This window comes from Streptomyces sp. ISL-43 (assembly GCF_018614195.1).
In the GTDB taxonomy this organism is placed as follows: Bacteria; Actinomycetota; Actinomycetes; order Streptomycetales; family Streptomycetaceae; genus Streptomyces.
In genome coordinates this window covers 39,644-58,350 of the sequence record NZ_JAGGOT010000043.1, presented here as the reverse complement: position 1 = coordinate 58,350, position 18,707 = coordinate 39,644, and the positions used below count along the sequence as shown (strand labels likewise).

The following is an 18,707-nucleotide window of genomic DNA, read 5'->3' as shown; positions in this document are numbered from 1 at the left end:
GACGGGGGCGGCGGCCGTCGGTGGTGGTCAGCCGATGAACTCGTCCACCGTGGCGGCGACCGCGCCGAACCGGTCGGAAACCGTGACCAGCGAGGCGGCCTGCAGGGCGGCCGCGGAGACGACGGTGCCGTCGGGGCCGGCCAGCGGGCGGGTGGCGGTGGCCTCGGCGACGACGGTGGGCCGGTAGCCGCGGGTGATGGCCCCGTGGGCGGTGAAGACGATGCACATGTGCGTCATGAAGCCGGCCAGCACGAGTTCGGTCCCCGCCCCCAGCTCGCGCAGGACCTTCTCCAGATCGGTGTCGTGGAAGGCGTCGGGGAATTGCTTGACCACGACCGGCTCCCCGTCGACGGGGGCGACCTCGTCGCAGACGGCGCCGATCTCCGCACCGATGTCGTAGGGGGAGTTCTCGCCCCCGTCGTTCACGACGTGGACCACGGGGACCCCGGCGGCGCGGGCTGCGGCGAGCAGTCTGGCACCGGCCGCGAGGGCCTCCCGTACGCCGTCCAGTTCCATCACCCCGGTGGTGTAGGTGTTCTGGAAATCGATCATGACCAGGGTGGTGTCGGCGAGTTCGGGCAGCCGGGAATCGAGCCCGAACACCTCGCGCAGCGTCGGCGAAGCGGCCGTAGGAGGAGCAGTCGTCGCAGCGGTCGTCGGAGCGTTCATGGGAAGGGGTTCCTTTCATGGAGGGGAAATCGGAGCGAGCGGGCATGGCGAAGCCGCACGGCCCGCGCGTGCCCGGGTTCGGTGAATGAGGGGTTGGTGAAGAGGCAGGATTGAAGAGGGAGGTGCGGAGTGGGGGCGTGAGGGTCAGGTGGTGGTGCGGAAGCGGCGGCGGTAGGCGGCGGGCGTCGTGTCGATCTGCTTGCGCAGCGCCCGGTGCAAGGTCTCCACGGAGCCGAATCCGCAGGCGGCGGCGAGCCGGTCCAGCGGCTCCTCGGTGTTCTCCAGCAGACGCCGGGCCGCCTCCACCCGGACGGCCTCGACGTACGAGGCCGGGCTGGTGCCGGTCTCCTTGCGGAAGACCCGCGCGAAGTGCCGTTCGCTCAGGGCCATCCGCCCGGCCAGCGCCGCCGCGGACAGATCGCCTTCGATGTGCTCCGCGATGTACGTCCGCAGTTCCTCGATGTCCCGCCGCGACCCGGCGGACCGGCTCAGCGGCACCGAGAACTGGCTCTGCCCGCCTTGGCGCTTGAGGTACATCACCAGCTGCCGGGCCACCGCGAGGGCGACCTTCTCGCCCAGGTCCTCGGCGACCATCGCCAGCGCCAGGTCCATGCACGCGCTGATCCCCGCGCCGGTCCACACCTTCCCCGACCTCACGAAGATCGGGTCCGCGTCCACCGTCACCGCCGGATGCTCGGCGGCCAGTTGGGCGGCGGTCGACCAGTGGGTGGTCGCCCGCTTCCCGTCCAGCAGCCCGGCCGCGGCCAGCAGGTGCGCGCCCACGCACACCGACGCCACCCGGCGGGCCTGCGGCGCCGTCGCCTTGACCCACTCCACGATCTCCCGGTCGACCCGGGCGACCGGACCCTCCGGGCGCAGGTCCACCGCGCCGGGCACGAGCAGCGTGTCCAGCACACCGCCGACCTCGGCGAAGGAGAGGTCGGCCAGCAGCCGGACCCCGGCCGCAGTGGTGACCTCGCCGCGCGAGGGGCCCGCCAGCTGCACCAGATAGCCCGCGCGGCCCCCGGTCTCCCGGTTGGCCAGGGCGAAGACCTCGGCCGGGCCGGTCACGTCGAGGAGATCGACGTCCGGGAAGACCACGATGACGATACGGCGGGTGCGGGGCATGTCCCCATCGTCGCCTCCGCCCCCCACATCCGCAATGACGGCCTTCTGTCACATCCGGACACGCACGCGCACGCCTGTCACATCCGCGCGACGGGGTTCGTCATAGCGGAGAACGACGACAACGACGGTGCTACGGAAGGAAGACGGACATGGAAGCGCGTACGAAGACGGCGGGGATCGCGGCGGGTTCGCGGATGTCCAACCCGCAGGAGCTCGTTCCCGAACTCGGCGAGGTGGGGGCGGCGCTGTTCAAGGCCACGGGCAACGGATCGGTGGCACGGATCACGATCGGGCTGATCCAGCTGCGCGCCGGCCAGATCGTCGGCAACACCTATCTGACGGTCCTGCACACGGGGAACCTGCGCAGGGCGGGGGAGACGGAGGAGCGGATCACCGCGGTGGCGTCCTGGCGGGACGCGCCGTACTTCACCGGCGCCGAGCGCGCCGCGCTGGAGCTGGCGGAAGCGGTGCTCCAGCCGTCCGTGCACGGTGAGCGGGTTCCCGACGGGCTGTACGCCGAGGCGTCCGCGCACTACGACGCCAAGGCGCTCGCCACCCTCGCGATCGCGATCGGCCAGGTCAACTTCTTCAGCGCGCTGGCCCTCATCGGCAAGCCGCTGCCCGGGAGGTCGCCCGCCGAGCAGTGGACGTGAGCCGAGCCGGGTGACCGCCGTGTCCGGCGTCCGGCGGCCACGGCCACGGCCGCCGGGTGCCGGATTCCGGGTACGGCTACGAGGTGGCGTACCGGGCCAGGAACAGGTCCACGCCCGAGGTGACGACGCGGGTGAGCTCCACCGGGTCGGTTTCGGCGTCGGGCGCGAAGGTGTGGACGAGCTGCGGGACGCCCACGGTGGCGGCGACGAGCTGCTGGACGGCGAGCGCGGGGTCGGGAGCGTCGAGCTTCCCGCTCCGGTTGAGCGCGGTGACGGCCTCGGTGAGCGGGCCGTTGTTCATGTCGTACGTGATCCGGTACCAGAGCCGGCCGAGCTGCGGGAAGCGGTCGATCTCCCCGATGACCAGCCGGCGCAGCGACATGATGTCGGGGCGCAGCATCAGCGTGGCCCAGTCCCGGGTGAGGCTGATCAGGGCGCCGCGCAGGTCGTCGGCCTCGGCGATGGTGGAGCTGCAGGGTTCGAGGCCGGCGTACGTGCGGCGCAGTATCCCGCCGATGGCGGCGAGGTACAGCCGCTCCTTGTTGCCGAAGTGCTTGTAGATCGTGGCCTTGGAAACGCCGGAGCGGCTGGTGATCGCGTCCATGGAGGCGGCGGAGTAGCCCTCGGCCAGGAACTCGGCTGCGGCCGCGTCGATGATCGCCTGGCGCTTGAGCCGGGAGGCGTCGGAGGGGCCGGGGCTGACCGGGATGCCGTACTCGTCCGTGGCGCTCGCCGTGTCGGCTTCCATGGGAGGTGTCCTTCGCGTCTGCGCGGCGATGCGTGCGGTCCCAGGATATGAACTGAACCGTCCGGTACGCACTCGCACCCCCCGAGTGCTGCCGGCCGGGCTCGCGCCGGCCGGCAGCCGTGCACCTCAGCCCTGGCCCGTGCCGGCTCCGCCGTTCTTGATGAGCTCGGTCATGTCGGCCGTGTCGTCGGCCGGCGGGATGGGGATGTCCTTCGCGACGCCGAAGGAGTGGAACTCCACGTCGGCGCTGACACTGCCGTAGGTCTGGCTCAGCCGAGCGGGCATGCCCTCGTCGTCGACCCAGACGTCCGCGACGAGCTCGGTGGCAGTGCCGCCGCCCACCGCGCCGAACAGGGAAGCGGCGTCGCCCAGCTTGTCCTTGGGGATCGTGGCGTGGTAGTGAACCGCGCTCTTGCCGTTGACGGTCTCCGTGCCGACCTTGGTGACGTCCTTGGCCCACTTGAGCGTTTTGAGGCCGGCCGTCGGGTCGCTGTTGCCCGCGTTCATGGCGGAGGCGCCCTTTTCGCCGAGGACGGCGGAGGCCTCCACCTTCAGCCAGCTCTTGCCCTTGAACGGGCCGTCCGGCGCCGGGTCGATGCCGTAGTAGTACGCGCCCTGCACGAGCCGCATCGTGACCGTGCCGTCCGCGACCAGGTCCTCCATCTGGAGGTCCTTCGCCGGCATCTCGGCTTCCATCGCGAGGCCGTTGCCCCACGAGTAGATGCCTTCCATCGCCACCGGCTTGCCACCGGTGTCGGGCATCGTCACGGTCATCTTGACCTTGGCCGAGCCCGACTTCGAGGCCTCGTCGGAAGCCTTCGTGAGCGTCGCGACCAGGGTCTCCGCGGTGTCGGCGGCATGCTTGCCCACCGACGTGCCGGCCGTACAGGCGCTCAGGCCCACCGTCACGATCAGTGCCGCGGTGATGCCCGCGGCGGCTTTCCCTGCCTTCATTCCCACCCCTTGGTCGTATACCGACTCGGTCCGAGCCCGGTCCCCCCGGACAAGGAAAACATCGTCGCATGCCCCTGCGACACCCCGGCGTCAAGGCCGACTTACCGGTTCCCGGGCACCTTGCGACGCTCCCACGGTGTTCCCCGCGAGGAGCGCGGAAAATCCCTTGGAGCCGGTCCGGACGGCCCGTATAGGCTCCGGGCATGCTGCGACTCGAGAGGCTCCGGGCCGACCACGGAGACATCCTGCTGGCCTTCGAGCGGGAGAACAGGGAGTACTTCGCGCGGTCCGTGCCGGACCGGGGGGACGCGTACTTCACCGGGTTCGACGAGCGCCACCGCGCGCTGCTCGCCGAACAGGACACGGGCGCCTGCCACTTCCACGTCGTGCTCGACGCGCGCGGAGAACTGGTCGGCCGGGTCAACCTCGTCGACGTCGAGCAAGGCTCCGCCGAACTCGGCTACCGGATCGGCGAACGCGCGGCGGGCCGGGGCACGGCCACGGCCGCCGTCGCGGAAGTCTGCCGGCTCGCCGCTTCGGAGTACGGGCTCCACCTCCTCACCGCCGTCACCACCCTCGACAACGCGGCATCCGCGGCGGTCCTGCGCCGGACCGGCTTCACGGCGGTGGGGGACCTCACCGTCGACGGCCGCCCCGGGCTGAGCTACCGGCGCACCTTCGTCCCCGCCGGCTGACCTGCCCGGTCCGACCTGCCCGGTCCGACCTGCCTGAGCCGGCCTGCCCGGCCAGGCGGACGGCGCGGGGCGGGAGTGCGGCGCGCGGGACCGGCGAGACCGGAGGGAGACGGTCCGAGAGGGCGGAGCGTCGGATTGCGGGCGCGTCACCCCATCGGTGCGCTCGGCGCGCGCGGGCGGCAATGATCAAGGAGGGTGTTGATCACTGGCAGCGCGTGCTGCCGGCCGGCCCCCGCACCGAGGAGTCCTCGACCCCGTGGTTGTCATCGCCGCCATCGCCGCCATCGCCGCCATCGCCGTCATCGCCGTCATCGGTGCCGCCCTGGTCGCCGTCGGCGCCTCACGGCCGGGCCACTACCCGGCGCGCGACCGCGGCATGCCGGACGCGGGCCCGGCCGCCGGCACCGCCGCCGGGGTCGGCTTCTCCTCGTCCCTCGCCAACCTCGCCCTCGCCTTGCTGACGGTGAGTCCGGCCCAAGTGGCGATCGCCCGCAAGGGGAACCACGCCGAGGCCGGCGCCCTCATAGAATCCCGCCGGAGACGCCGCCCAAGGCAGTGGACGACTCGCGGGACGCGGTCAACCGGCTGATGGTGCGGCGCCGCGTCCGGGGGGCGGAAATCCAGGACGGGCTTCCCCCTCCATCGTGGTCAGCCTGATCGGCGCGGCCGTCCCCTCCCTGGCCTTCATGGTCGTCATCGGCCGGCCCAGGGGCCTTCGCGGGATGCCCGGCATCGCGTCCCTCGGCGGTGTCCGCGGCTACGGCGTCTCGCTGGTCCTCCAGCTCGACCACACCTACGCCTCGGGCGTGCACGTCGATCCCGTCGCGTCGCGAGGTAACCACGCGCACCCCCCCCCGACCAAGCCGGGCCGCCCGTGCTGCTCGCGCCCATCCATCGCCACGCACCCGGGCCGCGCTGCTCGCACCCACCATCGCCACGCACGCGGTCGACACCAGCCGGCGCCACGTGGAACCGCGCGTCAAGCGGCACGCGGGCGGCGCCCTCACCCTCCAGGCGCCGCCGAACACCTACGCCGCGCCGCTGAATCCGTCCCCCCGCCTCCACCCGCCTTCCTCGCCCCGCTCCCGCACTTGCCCGCACACCCCTTCCCCCTGGAGTAAGCCGATGGCCCCCGCCCCGTCGCCGTCCCCTGGCTGCCCCCACGCCGGACCCGCTCGCAGGACCGTGGTCCGGACCGCGGCCTTCGCCGCCGCCGGCATCACCGCGAACCTCGCCCCGGCGGCGTGGGCCGCACCGGCCTCCGCCTCGCCGGCGGCGCCGGCCGCGGAACACTTGCGGGCGGCCGCCCCCGAGCCGCTCCCGCTGCGCACCGACCGCCACAGCCAGGGCGACATCCTCGCCGGATTCCGCAAGGACCACGCCTGCCTCCTCTTCCTCCACTTCCGCGACGCCGGCAAGGCCCGCCGGTGGCTGAACCGCCTGCTGCCCTCGATCTCCACCACGGAGGAAGTGGCGCGCTTCAACAAGGCCTTCAGCAAGGCCCGCCGGCGCGCCGGCGGCATCGACCCCGCATCCATGTCCGGCCTGTGGACCGGGCTCAGCCTCACCCATCCGGGGCTGCGCCTGTTCGCCGGCAGGGAACCTTTCCCCGCCGCCCCGGCCGGCTCCAATGCCGAGGCCTTCACGCAAGGCGCCGCGGCCCGCGCGCGGGACCTCGGCGACACCGGCACCAGCGCCCCGCAGTCCTGGCTCTTCGGCGCCGAGGAGCCAGGGCGCGCGGTGCACGCCGTCCTCACCGTGGCCGCCGACGACCCCGAACGGCTGGCCACCGCCGTCGCCGGACACCGCGACGCCGCGGTCGAGGCCGGTGCGACGGTCCTCTTCCGGCAGGACGGCGCCACCCTCCCCGGGAAACTGCGTGGACACGAGCACTTCGGCTTCGCCGACTGCATCAGCCAGCCCGGCGTACGGGGCTTCGACGAGCCCGACCCGGCCACCGGCACCACCGTGCTCGGCAAACCGGGCACCCGGCTGATCCCCGCCGGAGAGTTCGTCGTCGGGCCCGAGCGGGTCGGGCAGCGGCCCACCGCCCTGCCCGCCTGGGCCACCGGCGGAGCCTTCCAGGTCGTACGCCGCCTCGCGCAGGACGTGCCCGGCTGGTGGACGCAGGTCGCCCTGCGCCTCGCGGAACTCCAGCGCGCCGGCTCCGCGCCCGCCGACGCCGGCCGGGAGTGGCTCGGGGCCCGGATGATGGGCCGCTGGCCGGGCGGGATGCCCGTCGCCCTCTGCCCCGCCGCCGAACGGCTCCCAAAGCCCGGGGAGGACCCCGACGCCACGCTCGACTACAGCGCGGACCCGCACGGCTGGCGGATGCCGCTGTTCGCCCACATCCGCAAGGGCAACCCGCGCGGCGGCCTCGTCCTCACCCCGGGCCGCCCCCCGTTGGCGCAGGCGGAGCTCGACGGGCGCCGCCTGATGCGGCGCGGAATCCCGTACGGCCCCGTCTACGACCCCGACTTGGGCACCGACCACGGCCCTGAGGCCTCGCGCGGACTGCTCTTCGTCTGCCACCAGGCGGACCTGGTGGGGCAGTTCGAGCTGGTGGCGCGCAAGTGGCTGAACGAGACGGACTTCCCGCCCGGCCGCAACCCCCGCACCGGCGCCGACCCCGTACTCGGCCCGGACTCGCCCTGCGCCTTCGAGACCCCCTCCGAGAGCGGCAGCCGGGCCGACACCCTCTACTTCGGCCGGTTCGTGCGCACCGAGGGCGCGGTCTACGCCTTCAGCCCCTCCCTGCCCGTCCTGCGCGCCCTGGCCACCGGAGAACTCGACGACTCCATCGAGTTCCACACCGGCTCCGTCCTGCGCGCCGGCGACGTCCTCGACGCGGGCAAGGTCCGCCTGACCCTCGACAGCGCCGGCGACCTCGTCCTGCTCGACGGCGAGGGCCGCCGTAGGTGGCACAGCGACAGCGGCGGCGCCGGCCAAAACGCCGTCTTCACCCAGGACGGCGAACTGGTCCTGCGCACCGCCGAAGGCCGCCCGGCCTGGTCGAGCGGCACCACCGGCCACCCGGGCGCGCGGCTGCTGCTCCGCCCCGCCGGGGAGTTGGTGATCGTGGACGGTGACCGGGTGCTGTGGAAGGCGTCCGCCTCGTAGGGTGAACGCATGGCGATCACGGCATCAGTGACAGGCGACACCCGGTTGATCTACGGCTGTATGGCTCTCGGCGGCAGCTGGGAGCCCGGCCCGTACCGGGCCGAGGACATAGACGAGGCCGAGGCGGTGATCGAGGCCGCCCTCGACAGCGGCATCACCATGTTCGACCACGCCGACATCTACCGGCACGGAAAGGCGGAAGCCGTCTTCGGCGAGGTGCTCGCCCGCACCCCGGGTCTGCGAGAGCGCGTCACGCTCCAGACCAAGTGCGGGATCCGCCTCGCCGAGGGCGAGCGCCCCGGCATGTACGACCTGCGGGGCGCCACCGTCACCCGCCGCGTCGAGGAGAGCCTCACCCGGCTGCGCACCGACGTCATCGACGTCCTGCTCCTGCACCGGCCCGACCCGTTGGCCGATCCGCGGGAGACCGCCGAGGCCCTCACCTCACTGCGCCGGCAAGGCCTCGTAAGGGAGTTCGGCGTCTCCAACATGAACGCCGCGCAGAGCGCCCAGCTGCAACGCCACCTGGATTTCCCGCTCGTCGCCAACCAGCTGGAAATGAGCCTGGACCGGCGCGACTGGCTCGAGGACGGAGTCCTCGTGAACACCCCGGCCGCGGCCTCCGTCGGCTTCCCGGCCGGCACCGTGGAGTACTGCGTGGCCAACGGAGTCCGCATCCAGGCCTGGGGAGCGCTGGCCCAAGGCCGCTTCACCGGACGGCAGGAGAGCGTACGGGAGCACGCCACCGCCGAACTCCTGCAGACCCTGGCCAAGGCGAAGGACACGACACCGGAGACGATCCTGCTGTGGTGGCTGCAGCGCCACCCGGCCCGGATCGCCCCCATCGTCGGCACGGGCCGCCCGGATCGCATCCGCGCCTGCCGCGACGCGGCGCTGCGCGCCCCCGACCTCAGCCACGAGGAGTGGTACTCGCTGTGGCTGACGGCCCGGGGCGCGCCGCTCCCGTAAGGCGGCCGTGCCGTGCCCGGTCCGGGAGGTCTAGCCGGGCGAGCCCACCGCGCACACCAGGATCGGCGTGGCGCGGCGCGGGTCGAGGCCGTTGCGCACCATGTGCCAGACGTTGAGGTCGTAGGCCTCGCCGATGTGGCCGACCGGGTCGAAGGGGCAGTAGTCCTGCACGTACTGGTTCCTGACCCCCGGCTCGCGGACGAACGCCGTCTCGGTCGGGGTCACGAGCTCGTCGTAGCGCGAGGAGATGATGGTGTAGGAGATCCCGGGCTGGGCCACCGGGCCGTCGTTGAGCGCCACGATGGCCGGACCTCCGGGGACCTCGTCGGCCAGCACGGGGATGCCGACGCTGGTCACGATCTGCTCCATGGTCTGGCGCCCGAGCAGCCTGTCGCCCAGGTCCAGGAGGCCGGCTGCGTTGGTGCCGTGGGTCGGGGGAGCGATGGCGACGACGGCCTTGATGTGCGGTTGGATGCCCTGCGTCTTCGCCAGGTAGAGGGCCTGGAGCCCGCCCTCGGAGTGGCCCACGACGGACACCTGCGCGGCGCCGGTCGCGCCGCGCACCTTCTCCACGTACTCCTTGATCTCCAGGTTGGAGACGGCGACCGGCTTCAGCCCGCCGACCAGCGGGAAGCCGTCGTAGGCGCCGTAGGTCAGGGCGAAGGTGCAGTAGCCGCGGGCGGCCAGGTCGGCCTGGAGGAAGTTGAGGTCCTCGTACCAGGTCGCGAAGGTGCCGTGCAGCAGCACCACCGGCTCGGGGTGGGAGGAGCTCGGCCGGCAGGAGAAGTCGTTGACGCCGCCCGCTGCGACGCCGCCCGCTGCGACGCCGCCCGCCGCGACGCCGTCGGCGGCGGCGTGCGCCGGGAAGGCGGAGCCGAGCAGGAGGGCCAGCGGGAGGCCGGCCCTGGCGAGCCATCGGCGGGTCCGCGACGCACGGGTGCTGTGTGCCATACGACATCTCCTGACGGGGGTGTGACGCCTGGTCGGACTGCACAGAATGCTCCGGCGCACCGCTGGTGTCCCCTGGCGGTACGCGCAGAAGCTTCCTCCCGCGTTTGTGCACGGCGACAATGCGGGAATGGACGAGGAAGCCCAACGCGAGCGCGAACCGGGGGCGCCCGGGTTCGCCGCGTCCCTGCTGCCCCGGGTGCCGGAGATCGCCGCCGCCACCGTCGCCCGCCTCACCACGGCGATCCCCGCCTACCGGCTGCTGCCCGACAGCATCCTCGGCGGCGACCTCGTCGCGAACACCGAAGCGGTACTGAGACTGTTCCTCACCACCGTCGCCGAAGGGCGCCCGCCGGCCGAACACGAACTGGCCGCGCCCATCGCCTGGGGCGCCGAACGGGCCAGGGACGGCGTACCCCTGGAAGCGGTGCTACGGGTCTACCCGATCGGCGCCCGCCAGGCCTGGGAGCTCGCGATGGCCGGCCCCGAACCCGCCGCAGACCCGTACGCGCTGGTCACCGGTCTGCTCGCCTTCCTCGGCGAGGTCATGCCCAAGGTCGCCGAGGCGTACCTGAGGGAACAGGCCGACCTCGACTGGGAACAGCGCGAGCACGGCCGCAACCTCGCCGGTGTCCTGCTCGCCGGCCGTCCGGCCCGGCGTGCGGCGGAGCGGTACGGGCGCACGCTGGCCGAGCGGTACGACGTGGTCGTCCTGCGGCTCCCGGAGGCCCCCGGGAGCGCGACGACCCGCATCCTGCGGGCCGTGCGCTCCGAACTCGACCGGAATCCCGAGGTGTTGGCCACCTTCAAGGGCGACGGGGGAGTGCTGCTCGTCCCGCTCGGGCAGGACGGCGCGACCCGGCGGCTGCTCGGGCGGCTCGACGCGGCGGCCGAACTGCGCTGCACGGCGGCGGCCGCCACCGCCGAGGACCACGCCGAGATCCCGGTAGCCCAGGCGGAAGCCTCCGAAGTCCTCGCACTGGCAGAGGACTTGGGCCGACCTTCGGGGCTCTACCGGCTGGCCGACCTGGCGGTCGAGTACCAGCTCGTGCGGCCGGGCCCCGCCCGCGACGCGCTCGCCCGCACCCTCGAACCCCTCGACGGGCAGCCCCATCTGCTCGCCACCCTGCGGGAGTTCATCGCCGCGGGCTACCGGCGCACCGAGGCGGCCGACGCCCTCACCGTCCACCGCAACACCCTGACCTACCGCCTCGGCCGCATCCGTCTGCTCACCGGCCGCGACGCCACCGACCCGGCGGACGCGCGCCACCTGGCGGCCGCCCTCACGGCCCACGACGCGGCCCGCCGAAGCGGCCCGCCCACGGGCAGGCGGTGAGCACGACAGGAGCCCGGGCCTCTCTTCCCTTTCCGCAACGACAGGCCGAGTTCATTTCTTCCGGGACGTCTTCAGGCTGCCGCCTGAGGGAAATGGGTTGGAAACTCCGGCCCCGAAAGCATCGCGAGGCGCCAGTAATACCTGAAGCCTCACGCCATCACTTCAGTCACTCATTTCTCGGGGAATTCGCCGGTGCAGCCGTCCGAGGCAATTCGGTAGTGCCGATGCCTCTTGTGCGAAGCCCCGGGATGGCATCATCGGTCCACCGATATCTGACGTGCCGTAACACTGCGACGGGGGCGGTATGGACGTGCTGACGATAGCCAACGAGATCACGCCCTATGTCACCGCCGCGGCCGGCGCCTACGGCACGGCCGTGTTCACCCGGGCGACCGACGCCACCGCGGACGCCACGCTCACGCTCGGGCAGCGCATCCTGCAGCGCATCTGGCACCGGGAAGCCGGCCGTCCCGGTATCGGGCAAGCCCTCGCCGACATGGCGGAATCGCCCGACGACCCCGATGTCCAGGCCGCATTGCGTGTCCAGATCAGGAAGGCCCTGGCCGCGGACGCCGGCCTGGCCGGCGACCTCGCCCTGCTCCTGGGCGGCGCGGGCGTGAACATCACCGCCTCCGGCGAACGCTCCGTGGCCGTCCGGGACAGCTCGGGGATCATCAGCACCGGCGACAACGCCCGCTTACAGCGGTGACCACTCCCGTCCCGGGGCTGGAGCCCCCAGCGCCCGCGCAGTCCGGCGAGGCCTCGGGTCCGCGGTCCGTGGCCGCCGGCGTGAACGGCGGGGTTATCAGCACGGGTGACCGCGCGAGCATCGACGCGCGCACCCAGATACTGCCGCGCGAGGCGTTCTTGTCACCTGCCGAAGTGGCGGCTTCCGCGGGACTGAACAACCTTCCCCTGCCCGCCAGTGCTCTCTTTTTCGGTCGAGATGACGACATGAGGAGACTGTGGACCGCCATGCAGGGGACCGCCGCCGTCGTGACGCAGACCGTCCACGGCCTCGGCGGAGTCGGAAAGAGCACCCTTGCCCTGCATTACGCCCATACCCACCGTGACCAGTACACGGTCGTGTGGTGGCTCACCGCATCGAGCCCCGAGACGATGGACACCGGGCTCGCGGAACTGGCCCTCCGCCTGCACCCGGCCCGGCGAAGCCTCCCCGACACCACGACCGAGGACCACGCACAATGGGCCACCGGCTGGCTTCAGGCCCACCCCGGATGGCTGTTGATCGTGGACAATGCGGAACATCCCGACCACGTTTCCCCACTCATCGGCCAGCTCGCCGGCGGCCACCATCTGATCACCACTCGTCGCGCTATTGGATGGCACCACTTGACCACCCACCCCATTGCCCTGGACGTACTTGCTCCCGACGCCGCCGTGGAACTCCTGGTCAACATCACCGGCCGGACCGGCGAACGAGATCGTGAGGACGCCGCGCACCTCGCAGCCGAACTCGGCTTCCTCCCCTTGGCCTTGGAACAGGCCGGCGCCTACATCCAGCACAACCAGACCACTCACGCCCGGTATCTCGCCCAACTCGCCAGCCGCCCCGCCCGGATGTTCGCCACCCCCGCCGGAGGCGGTGCCCACGCCCGCACCATCGCCCGCATCTGGCGCATCACCCTGGACACCATCGCGCTCACCAACCCCTACGCCGTGGACCTGTTGAGCGTCCTGTCCTTCCTCGCCCCGGACAACGTGCCCCGCGACCTCCTCGAAAGCCCCGACGAAGAGGACTCGCCGACGGTCGACGAAGCCCTCGGGCTCCTGTACAGCTACAGCATGATCACCCTGGGTCCCGAGACCGTCGCCACGCACCGGCTCGTCCAGGCCGTCGCCCGCACCCCGGACCCGCAGACCGGCCCCGGCGCCGATCCCCACCGCACTCCCGAAGCCACCGCCACCGCCCGCGCCCGGGCCACTGCCCTGCTCCTCCACGCACTGCCCGATGCCCCGACCACCAACGTGGGCGGGTGGTCCCGGTGGCAGACCCTCATTCCGCACGTCGACGCGCTGATGGCCGCCACCACCCCGGAGCAGGACGATGAGAGCAGTGCCGTCCTGCTGTACGAGTCGTCCTGCTTCCTGAACGGTCAAGGGCAGCTCAACCGGGCCGCCCTGTACGCCAAGCGCGCATTGGCCGACAGGGAACGCCTGCTGGGCCACGATCACCCCGACACCCTCGCCACCCGCAACCACCTCGCCTACGTCCACCGGTCAGCGGGGGAGCTGGACCGGGCGGTGCAGCTGTTCGAGCAGACGCTGGCCGACCGGGGAGCGGTGCTGGGCGACGACCACCCCGACACCCTCACCACCCGGCACTACCTCGCCTACACCCATCAGCTGGCGGGGGACCTGGACCGGGCCGTGGAGCTGTTCGAGCGGACGCTGGCCGACCGGGAGGCGGTGCTCGGCGACGACCACCCCGACACCCTGCGCTCGCTGAACCACCTCGGATACGCGTTGCAGACGGCGGGGGACTTCAACAGGGCCATCCCGCTGCACGAGCGGGCGCTCGCCGACAGGGAGCGCGTACTGGGCGGCGATCACCCCGACACCCTCGCCACCCGCAACGACCTCGCGTACGCCTACCGGTCCACGGGCGATCTGGACCGGGTCATCGAGCTGTTCGAGCGGGCGCTCGCCGACAGGGAGCGCGTACTGGGCGGCGATCACCCCGACACCCTCGCCACCCGCAACGACCTCGCGCACGCCTACGAGTCGGCGGGAGACCTCGGCCAGGCCGTCCCGCTGTACGAGCAGACCCTCGCCGACCGGGTGCGGGTGCTGAGCGGCGATCACCCCGACATCATCGCCTCCCGCAACAACCTCGCGGGCGCGTACCAGATGGCGGGGGACCTGGACCGGGCCGTCCCGCTGTACGAGGAGACCCTCGCCAGTGCCCTCAGGCGCCTGGGCAGCGGCAGCCCGACCACCCGGACCGTCCGCAGCAACCTCGAGGACGCCGAACTCGCCCGCGACGACGGCTCGTCGACGGCCCGCCGGTACCGGCACTTGGCCTGACACCGGACCGGGTGCCGGTCAGCGGCGCAGGGCCTCCGCCGGCTCGATGCGGGCGGCCCGCCAGGCCGGGTAGAGGCCCGCCAGGACTCCGGTGACCAGGCCCAGCAGCGGGGCCGCCGCGACCGTGGCCGGATGGATGACCGGGGTCCAGTCGCGTACGACGGCCACGGCCACGACGGTGGCCGTGCCCAGCGCGGTGCCCACGAGCCCGCCGAGCGAGCCCAACGCCCCGGATTCGACGAGGAACTGGACGGTGATGTGCCGGCCCCGCGCGCCGAGCGCCCGCCGCAGGCCGATCTCCCCGGTGCGTTCCAGGACCGCGACGAGGGTGGTGTTGGCGATCCCGACGGCGCCGATGACCAGGCAGATCCCGGCCAGCACGAGGAAGAGCTGTTCCAGGTCCGAAGTGACCCCGGACCGCAGGGTCTTGGGGTCCGGCGGCGGTACGGCCCTCAAGTACTCCGGGTGGTCCGGCCGCAGCGCGGTGGGCGCGAGCCGGGCCACCTGCTGTGCGGCTCCGGGCGCCGTCGCGATCAGCATCGTCGTGCCGGTCCCCTTGGGCGCCCCCCAGACCTCCTCCGCGGTGGTGCGGGGCACGACGACCGACAGGAGCAGGTCGGCCTTGCGCTCCACGTCCTCGATGATGCCGATGACGGTGAACGGCTCGTCGCCGATGAAGACCGCGGGCTGGGTGTCCAAGGTGGTGACCCCGAGCCGGGCGGCCGTGCTCGCGCCGAGCAGAGCCACCCGCTGGCGGGTACCGGAGTGGTACTCGTCGTACAGGCGGCCCCGGGACATCCGGGGCCCGGCGGCCAGCAGCGCACCGGGGGAGGCGGCGACGACGTCGATCCGCTCCGCCCCCCCGGACCCGCCGACCGGCGCGGCCCGGACACCGGCGGTGCCGTCGAGGTGGACGGAGTGGTAGACACCGGCGTGGCGGACGCCGCCGAGGCGCCCGATCCGGGCGTCGGCGTCCGCGGGGAAGCCGGGGCCGGCGAACTCGTTCTGCGAGTACGCGACGTCCTCGACGGTGACTTCGGTCGCGGTGAGCAGGTTGAAGCGGCTGTCGATCTGCGACGAGGTGGTGACGGTCAGCCCGAGGACCGCGACGAAGGTGCCCACCCCGAGGACGGTCCCGAGGGCGGTCAGCGCGGAGCGGGCCGGCCGCTGGAGCACCCCGGCGAGGGACTCGCCGAAGGCGTCCCGGGGCGCGAAGCGGGAGGGCTCGACCCGCGGCCGCGCACCCGAACGCCGCCGGGGCCCCCGCGGGAACCGGAGCCTCATGCCCGCACCTGCTCGCGCAGTACGCCGTCGCGGATGGCGACGGTGCGGCCGCCGTGGGCGGCGACCTCCTGATCGTGGGTGATGACCAGGACGCTCATTCCCTCGCCGTGGAGTTCGTCGAGGAGGGCGAGCACGGTCTCGGCGTTGACGGAGTCGAGGTTCCCGGTGGGTTCGTCGCACAGCAGCAGCGAGGGCCGGGCCACCAGGGCCCGGGCGATCGCGACCCGCTGCCGCTCGCCGCCGGACAGGCGTCCGGGGACGGCGTCGACGCGGTGGCCGAGGCCGACGCGGTCCAGGGCTTCGCGGGCGCGGGCGGGCCGTTCGCGTCGGGGTACGCCGTTGTAGAGCATGGCCAGGCTCACGTTCTCCAGGGCCGAGCGGTGCGGCAGCAGGTGGAAGGACTGGAACACGAAACCGACGCGGCGGCCGCGCAGCGCGGTCCGGTCGCTGTCGCCGAGCGCGCCGGTGTCGATGCCGTCCAGCAGGTAGCCGCCGCTGGTGGGGGCGTCGAGCAGTCCGACGATGTTGAGGAACGTCGACTTGCCCGAGCCGGAGGGGCCGACGACGGTCACGAACTCTCCCCGCCTCACGGTGAGATCGCAGGGCCGGAAGGCCGCCACGGGCGGCGGCCCGGGGTACGTCAGGCCCACCTGGCGGAATTCGATGACGGGCGGCACGGCGGGCGGCGCAGACGCGGCGGACGCGGCGGACGCGGCGGACGCGGCGGACTCGCCGGTCCCGTCGGCCTCCCCGGCCTTCCCGGATTCGAGATCGGCACCGGCATCGGCGGCGGTCATGAGTCCACCCCCGCCTTCGAGCCGCCCCGTCCGGCGCCGTCTCCGGCGGCCTTGCCGCCACCGCCCTGCGCGCCGCCGCTCTTGGCGCCGCCGTCCTTGTTCCCGCCGTCCTTGCCGCCGTCACCCTTGCCGTTTTTGCCCGCGACACCCGGGTTGACCCCCGTGACCACGTTGTTCCCCTCCGCGAGCTGCCCGTCGCCGACCGGCTTGACCTCCACGTATCCGTCCCCCGTGGTGCCCGGCCGCACCTCGAGCCGGCGCTGGGCCCCCGTACCGTCGACCACGGTCACCGTCGTGCGGCCGTCCGCGCCGGCCGAGACGGCCGACACCGGGACGACCAGGGCGTCGCCGTCGGTCGCGGCGGCCTCCACGGTCAGCCGTACGTCCTGCCCGACGAGTTTCGCGTCGAGCGCCTGCAGCGGCCGTACGACCAGCGCGTACCCGGTCGCCGTGGCGGGCGCCGGCGCCTGCTGGCCCTGGCCGCCGGTGGTTCCCGTACCGCTCTGCCCGGACGGCTGCTCCGCCTGCGCGGTGTCGGCGACGGACAGCACCTCGGCGGCCGCGGTGAGCCCGCTGAGCTCGGAGAGGATCGCGACCTTCTGGCCCGGGCGGACCAGCCCCCGCTGGTGCTCCTGGAGCTGTCCGCGCACGACGAGGGCCCCCGCCGACAGGGACATCGCGCTGCCGTTGACCGGGGAACCGGGGTGCACGGAGACGGAGTCTGCGCGGCCGGGGAAGGACTCCAGGAAAACCACCTCGCCGGCCGGGAGCATGGGCCCGGCGGCCGCCTTCGCGTCGCTGCGCCGCTTCTGCGCCTTGCGGAGGTCCTCCTCGGCCCGGGACACCGCGCGGGCCGCGTCCTGGCCGCCGGAGCCGCCCGGCTTGCCGCCCGACGTGCCGGTGCCGCCCTTGCCGTCCCCGGATCCCCCCTCCGTACCACCGGTGGTCGTCCCCGAGGTGTCGCCGCGTGCGGCGGAGCCGCGGGCGTCTTCGAGGGAGCGCTCGGCCGCGGTGACGGCCTCCTCGGCGGAGGACACGGCCTCGCCCCGGTCCGCCACGGCCGGCACCGCGTCGTAGCCGATCGAGGTGTAGAAGGCGGTGAGGGCGGTCTTGGTCCCGGACCCGAAGGTGCCCGCCGGGTCGCCGCCGACGGGGTGGCCCAGTCCGGCGAGGGCCCTCTGGAGCTGCTTCACGTCGTCGCCGGTCGCGCCCGGTTTGAGATCGCGGTAGACCGGCAGGCTGCCGGGGAGGGCGAACACCGGCCGGCCGGAGACCTCCAGCAGGACCTTCCCGGCGTCGATCCGGTCGCCCTGGCGGACGGGGACCTTGGTGACCACGGGTGCGCTCGCCCCTTCCGTGCCCGCCACCGCCGGGATGACCTGGGTGCTCTGAGCGGCGCTGACCGTTCCGCGCACGATGACCGTGTCGCGCAGGACGCGCTTCTCGACGCGCGCGACGAGCACGTCCAGGGGTGGCGGGGCGGCGTCGGCGGCCGTCTGGGCCGGGGACTTGATCACCAGGGAGGCGGCCACACCGGCGCCGGCGAGCAGCACGGCTCCGCCGACGACCACGGCCACCCACCTGCGCTGCCGGGCCAGGCCGGCGGACGCGCCGTCGGCGGGCATCTCCGCGGAGGTGCCGTCCTGACCGACCGTCCCGTCATCGGAGCGCGTGGGAGCGCTGGTCATCCGCCGACCTGCCCGCCCGGCGTGCCGCCGCACTTCTGGAGGGCGGCGGGGCCCTGGGCGGAGTCCTTGATGTCGACCTTGCCCAGGTCGTGCTGCGCCGTGCGCGGATCGGGATCGGGGAAGTCGGGGAAGCCGTTCGCGCGCATGCACTCCGTGAACTTCCGTGCCTTCGCCAGCTGTTCGGCACCGATGGACGGTAGGACCCGCTGACCCTCGCAGGACCGCTCGGCCTCCTGCACCTTGGCCGGGTCCGCCTTCGCCTCGTCGACGACCCGCACTCCGGAGCCGGTGTCGCGCATCGGCACGCCCTTGTCCTCCACGCAGCGGAAGAAGGCGGCCTGCCGCGGATCGGCCTCGTCCTTCTTGCCGGGCGAGGACGGTTTCGCGGTCGGGGTGGAAGCCCCGCTCTCCGCACCGCCGGAGGGTAAGGCGTCACCGCCGGAGCACCCCGCGAGAAGCAGGGTGAGGGACAGCAGCGCGGGAACGGCAACCACCGCGCGTACTCGTCGAAGTGCCATAGCAAACTCCTTAACAATGCTCCGACCGGAATCCGGAAAGGAGCCAGGGCAGGGCTTCGACCGTGCCTCGCTGGCACCATAGATCACTTTCGATCCTCGGCGCCCTGTCCCAAGGGACAGTTGTGGCAGGTCAGTTGAGATGGTTGATTCCT

Annotated in this window: 17 protein-coding genes; 8 read left to right on the top strand and 9 right to left on the bottom strand. The window is 72.9% G+C overall.

Annotation, left to right across the window (positions count from 1 at the left end; genetic code table 11):
• Positions 1 to 27: 27 nt before the first annotated feature.
• Both J7F03_RS24750 and J7F03_RS24745 read right to left on the bottom strand, forming a co-directional pair.
• Entirely contained in the window at positions 28 to 669 is a 642-nt protein-coding gene (locus J7F03_RS24750) for an isochorismatase family protein (RefSeq protein ID WP_214953047.1), read from the bottom strand.
• A 144-nt stretch (positions 670 to 813) separates the two neighbouring features.
• The gene (locus tag J7F03_RS24745) at positions 814 to 1,797 is read right to left on the bottom strand and encodes a GlxA family transcriptional regulator (RefSeq protein ID WP_214953045.1); all 984 of its coding nucleotides are present in this window, start codon (positions 1,795 to 1,797) and stop codon (positions 814 to 816) included.
• 149 nt (positions 1,798 to 1,946) lie between these two features.
• On the opposite strand from J7F03_RS24745, the gene J7F03_RS24740 reads away from it, so the two are divergent.
• Positions 1,947 to 2,450 carry a carboxymuconolactone decarboxylase family protein gene (locus J7F03_RS24740; protein WP_214953043.1) on the top strand — a complete coding sequence of 168 codons (504 nt, stop codon included), beginning with the start codon at positions 1,947 to 1,949 and terminating at the stop codon, positions 2,448 to 2,450.
• A 76-nt stretch (positions 2,451 to 2,526) separates the two neighbouring features.
• On the opposite strand, the gene J7F03_RS24735 is transcribed toward J7F03_RS24740, so the two are convergent.
• Both J7F03_RS24735 and J7F03_RS24730 read right to left on the bottom strand, forming a co-directional pair.
• The gene (locus J7F03_RS24735; protein ID WP_214953041.1) at positions 2,527 to 3,198 is read right to left on the bottom strand and encodes a TetR/AcrR family transcriptional regulator; all 672 of its coding nucleotides are present in this window, start codon (positions 3,196 to 3,198) and stop codon (positions 2,527 to 2,529) included.
• A 126-nt stretch (positions 3,199 to 3,324) separates the two neighbouring features.
• Entirely contained in the window at positions 3,325 to 4,152 is an 828-nt protein-coding gene (locus J7F03_RS24730; RefSeq protein WP_214953039.1) for a hypothetical protein, read from the bottom strand.
• A gap of 203 nt (positions 4,153 to 4,355) precedes the next feature.
• On the opposite strand from J7F03_RS24730, the gene J7F03_RS24725 reads away from it, so the two are divergent.
• The 4 genes from J7F03_RS24725 (at position 4,356) to J7F03_RS24710 (ending at position 8,936) form a co-directional block, all read left to right on the top strand.
• Positions 4,356 to 4,847: a GNAT family N-acetyltransferase gene (locus tag J7F03_RS24725; RefSeq protein ID WP_214953037.1), complete on the top strand. Its 492-nt coding sequence runs from the start codon at positions 4,356 to 4,358 to the stop codon at positions 4,845 to 4,847.
• 256 nt (positions 4,848 to 5,103) lie between these two features.
• Positions 5,104 to 5,436 (top strand): hypothetical protein, encoded by a 333-nt coding sequence (locus J7F03_RS24720; protein ID WP_214953035.1) that lies wholly within the window; start codon positions 5,104 to 5,106, stop codon positions 5,434 to 5,436.
• A 596-nt stretch (positions 5,437 to 6,032) separates the two neighbouring features.
• On the top strand, positions 6,033 to 7,967 hold the full coding sequence (locus tag J7F03_RS42065; RefSeq protein ID WP_214953033.1) for a peroxidase: 1,935 nt from the start codon (positions 6,033 to 6,035) through the stop codon (positions 7,965 to 7,967).
• Positions 7,968 to 7,976: 9 nt separating this feature from the next.
• Complete coding sequence (locus tag J7F03_RS24710) at positions 7,977 to 8,936, top strand: aldo/keto reductase family oxidoreductase (RefSeq protein ID WP_251072421.1); 960 nt, start codon at positions 7,977 to 7,979, stop codon at positions 8,934 to 8,936.
• A gap of 30 nt (positions 8,937 to 8,966) precedes the next feature.
• Here the strand turns inward: J7F03_RS24710 and J7F03_RS24705 are convergent, their stop codons facing one another.
• Positions 8,967 to 9,887 carry a triacylglycerol lipase gene (locus tag J7F03_RS24705; RefSeq protein ID WP_251072420.1) on the bottom strand — a complete coding sequence of 307 codons (921 nt, stop codon included), beginning with the start codon at positions 9,885 to 9,887 and terminating at the stop codon, positions 8,967 to 8,969.
• 127 nt (positions 9,888 to 10,014) lie between these two features.
• On the opposite strand from J7F03_RS24705, the gene J7F03_RS24700 reads away from it, so the two are divergent.
• The 3 genes from J7F03_RS24700 to J7F03_RS42060 all read left to right on the top strand — a co-directional run bounded on the left by J7F03_RS24700 (position 10,015) and on the right by J7F03_RS42060 (position 14,268).
• A complete protein-coding gene (locus J7F03_RS24700; protein WP_214953031.1) occupies positions 10,015 to 11,220 on the top strand; it encodes a CdaR family transcriptional regulator in 1,206 nt (401 codons plus the stop codon).
• Positions 11,221 to 11,524: 304 nt separating this feature from the next.
• Positions 11,525 to 11,929 carry a hypothetical protein gene (locus tag J7F03_RS24695; RefSeq protein WP_214953029.1) on the top strand — a complete coding sequence of 135 codons (405 nt, stop codon included), beginning with the start codon at positions 11,525 to 11,527 and terminating at the stop codon, positions 11,927 to 11,929.
• A gap of 245 nt (positions 11,930 to 12,174) precedes the next feature.
• Positions 12,175 to 14,268, top strand: coding sequence for a tetratricopeptide repeat-containing protein (locus J7F03_RS42060; protein WP_214953027.1), 2,094 nt, complete (start codon positions 12,175 to 12,177; stop codon positions 14,266 to 14,268).
• A gap of 18 nt (positions 14,269 to 14,286) precedes the next feature.
• Here the strand turns inward: J7F03_RS42060 and J7F03_RS24685 are convergent, their stop codons facing one another.
• From J7F03_RS24685 to J7F03_RS24670, 4 genes are read right to left on the bottom strand one after another with little or no spacing between them, the layout of a single operon-like run.
• Positions 14,287 to 15,552 (bottom strand): ABC transporter permease, encoded by a 1,266-nt coding sequence (locus J7F03_RS24685; RefSeq protein WP_214953025.1) that lies wholly within the window; start codon positions 15,550 to 15,552, stop codon positions 14,287 to 14,289.
• Positions 15,549 to 16,349 carry an ABC transporter ATP-binding protein gene (locus J7F03_RS24680; protein WP_214953022.1) on the bottom strand — a complete coding sequence of 267 codons (801 nt, stop codon included), beginning with the start codon at positions 16,347 to 16,349 and terminating at the stop codon, positions 15,549 to 15,551. The genes J7F03_RS24685 and J7F03_RS24680 overlap by 4 nt, the downstream gene beginning before the upstream one ends.
• Positions 16,346 to 18,037: a peptidoglycan-binding domain-containing protein gene (locus tag J7F03_RS24675; protein WP_214953020.1), complete on the bottom strand. Its 1,692-nt coding sequence runs from the start codon at positions 18,035 to 18,037 to the stop codon at positions 16,346 to 16,348. Before J7F03_RS24675 ends, J7F03_RS24680 begins: the two co-directional genes overlap by 4 nt.
• Positions 18,034 to 18,555 carry a hypothetical protein gene (locus J7F03_RS24670; protein WP_214953018.1) on the bottom strand — a complete coding sequence of 174 codons (522 nt, stop codon included), beginning with the start codon at positions 18,553 to 18,555 and terminating at the stop codon, positions 18,034 to 18,036. Before J7F03_RS24670 ends, J7F03_RS24675 begins: the two co-directional genes overlap by 4 nt.
• Between the last annotated feature and the right edge of the window lie 152 nt (positions 18,556 to 18,707).

What these genes read in the sequence shown, in the direction of transcription:
- J7F03_RS24700 (WP_214953031.1), top strand. Translation starts at nt 10,015, where the DNA reads ATGGACGAGGAAGCCCAACGCGAGCGCGAACCGGGGGCGCCCGGGTTC.
- J7F03_RS24675 (WP_214953020.1), bottom strand. Translation starts at nt 18,037, where the DNA reads ATGACCAGCGCTCCCACGCGCTCCGATGACGGGACGGTCGGTCAGGAC.
- J7F03_RS24670 (WP_214953018.1), bottom strand. Translation starts at nt 18,555, where the DNA reads ATGGCACTTCGACGAGTACGCGCGGTGGTTGCCGTTCCCGCGCTGCTG.
- J7F03_RS24705 (WP_251072420.1), bottom strand. Translation starts at nt 9,887, where the DNA reads ATGGCACACAGCACCCGTGCGTCGCGGACCCGCCGATGGCTCGCCAGG.
- J7F03_RS24740 (WP_214953043.1), top strand. Translation starts at nt 1,947, where the DNA reads ATGGAAGCGCGTACGAAGACGGCGGGGATCGCGGCGGGTTCGCGGATG.
- J7F03_RS42060 (WP_214953027.1), top strand. Translation starts at nt 12,175, where the DNA reads ATGAGGAGACTGTGGACCGCCATGCAGGGGACCGCCGCCGTCGTGACG.
- J7F03_RS24680 (WP_214953022.1), bottom strand. Translation starts at nt 16,349, where the DNA reads ATGACCGCCGCCGATGCCGGTGCCGATCTCGAATCCGGGAAGGCCGGG.
- J7F03_RS24725 (WP_214953037.1), top strand. Translation starts at nt 4,356, where the DNA reads ATGCTGCGACTCGAGAGGCTCCGGGCCGACCACGGAGACATCCTGCTG.
- J7F03_RS24685 (WP_214953025.1), bottom strand. Translation starts at nt 15,552, where the DNA reads ATGAGGCTCCGGTTCCCGCGGGGGCCCCGGCGGCGTTCGGGTGCGCGG.
- J7F03_RS24750 (WP_214953047.1), bottom strand. Translation starts at nt 669, where the DNA reads ATGAACGCTCCGACGACCGCTGCGACGACTGCTCCTCCTACGGCCGCT.
- J7F03_RS24695 (WP_214953029.1), top strand. Translation starts at nt 11,525, where the DNA reads ATGGACGTGCTGACGATAGCCAACGAGATCACGCCCTATGTCACCGCC.
- J7F03_RS24735 (WP_214953041.1), bottom strand. Translation starts at nt 3,198, where the DNA reads ATGGAAGCCGACACGGCGAGCGCCACGGACGAGTACGGCATCCCGGTC.
- J7F03_RS24730 (WP_214953039.1), bottom strand. Translation starts at nt 4,152, where the DNA reads ATGAAGGCAGGGAAAGCCGCCGCGGGCATCACCGCGGCACTGATCGTG.
- J7F03_RS24745 (WP_214953045.1), bottom strand. Translation starts at nt 1,797, where the DNA reads ATGCCCCGCACCCGCCGTATCGTCATCGTGGTCTTCCCGGACGTCGAT.
- J7F03_RS24710 (WP_251072421.1), top strand. Translation starts at nt 7,977, where the DNA reads ATGGCGATCACGGCATCAGTGACAGGCGACACCCGGTTGATCTACGGC.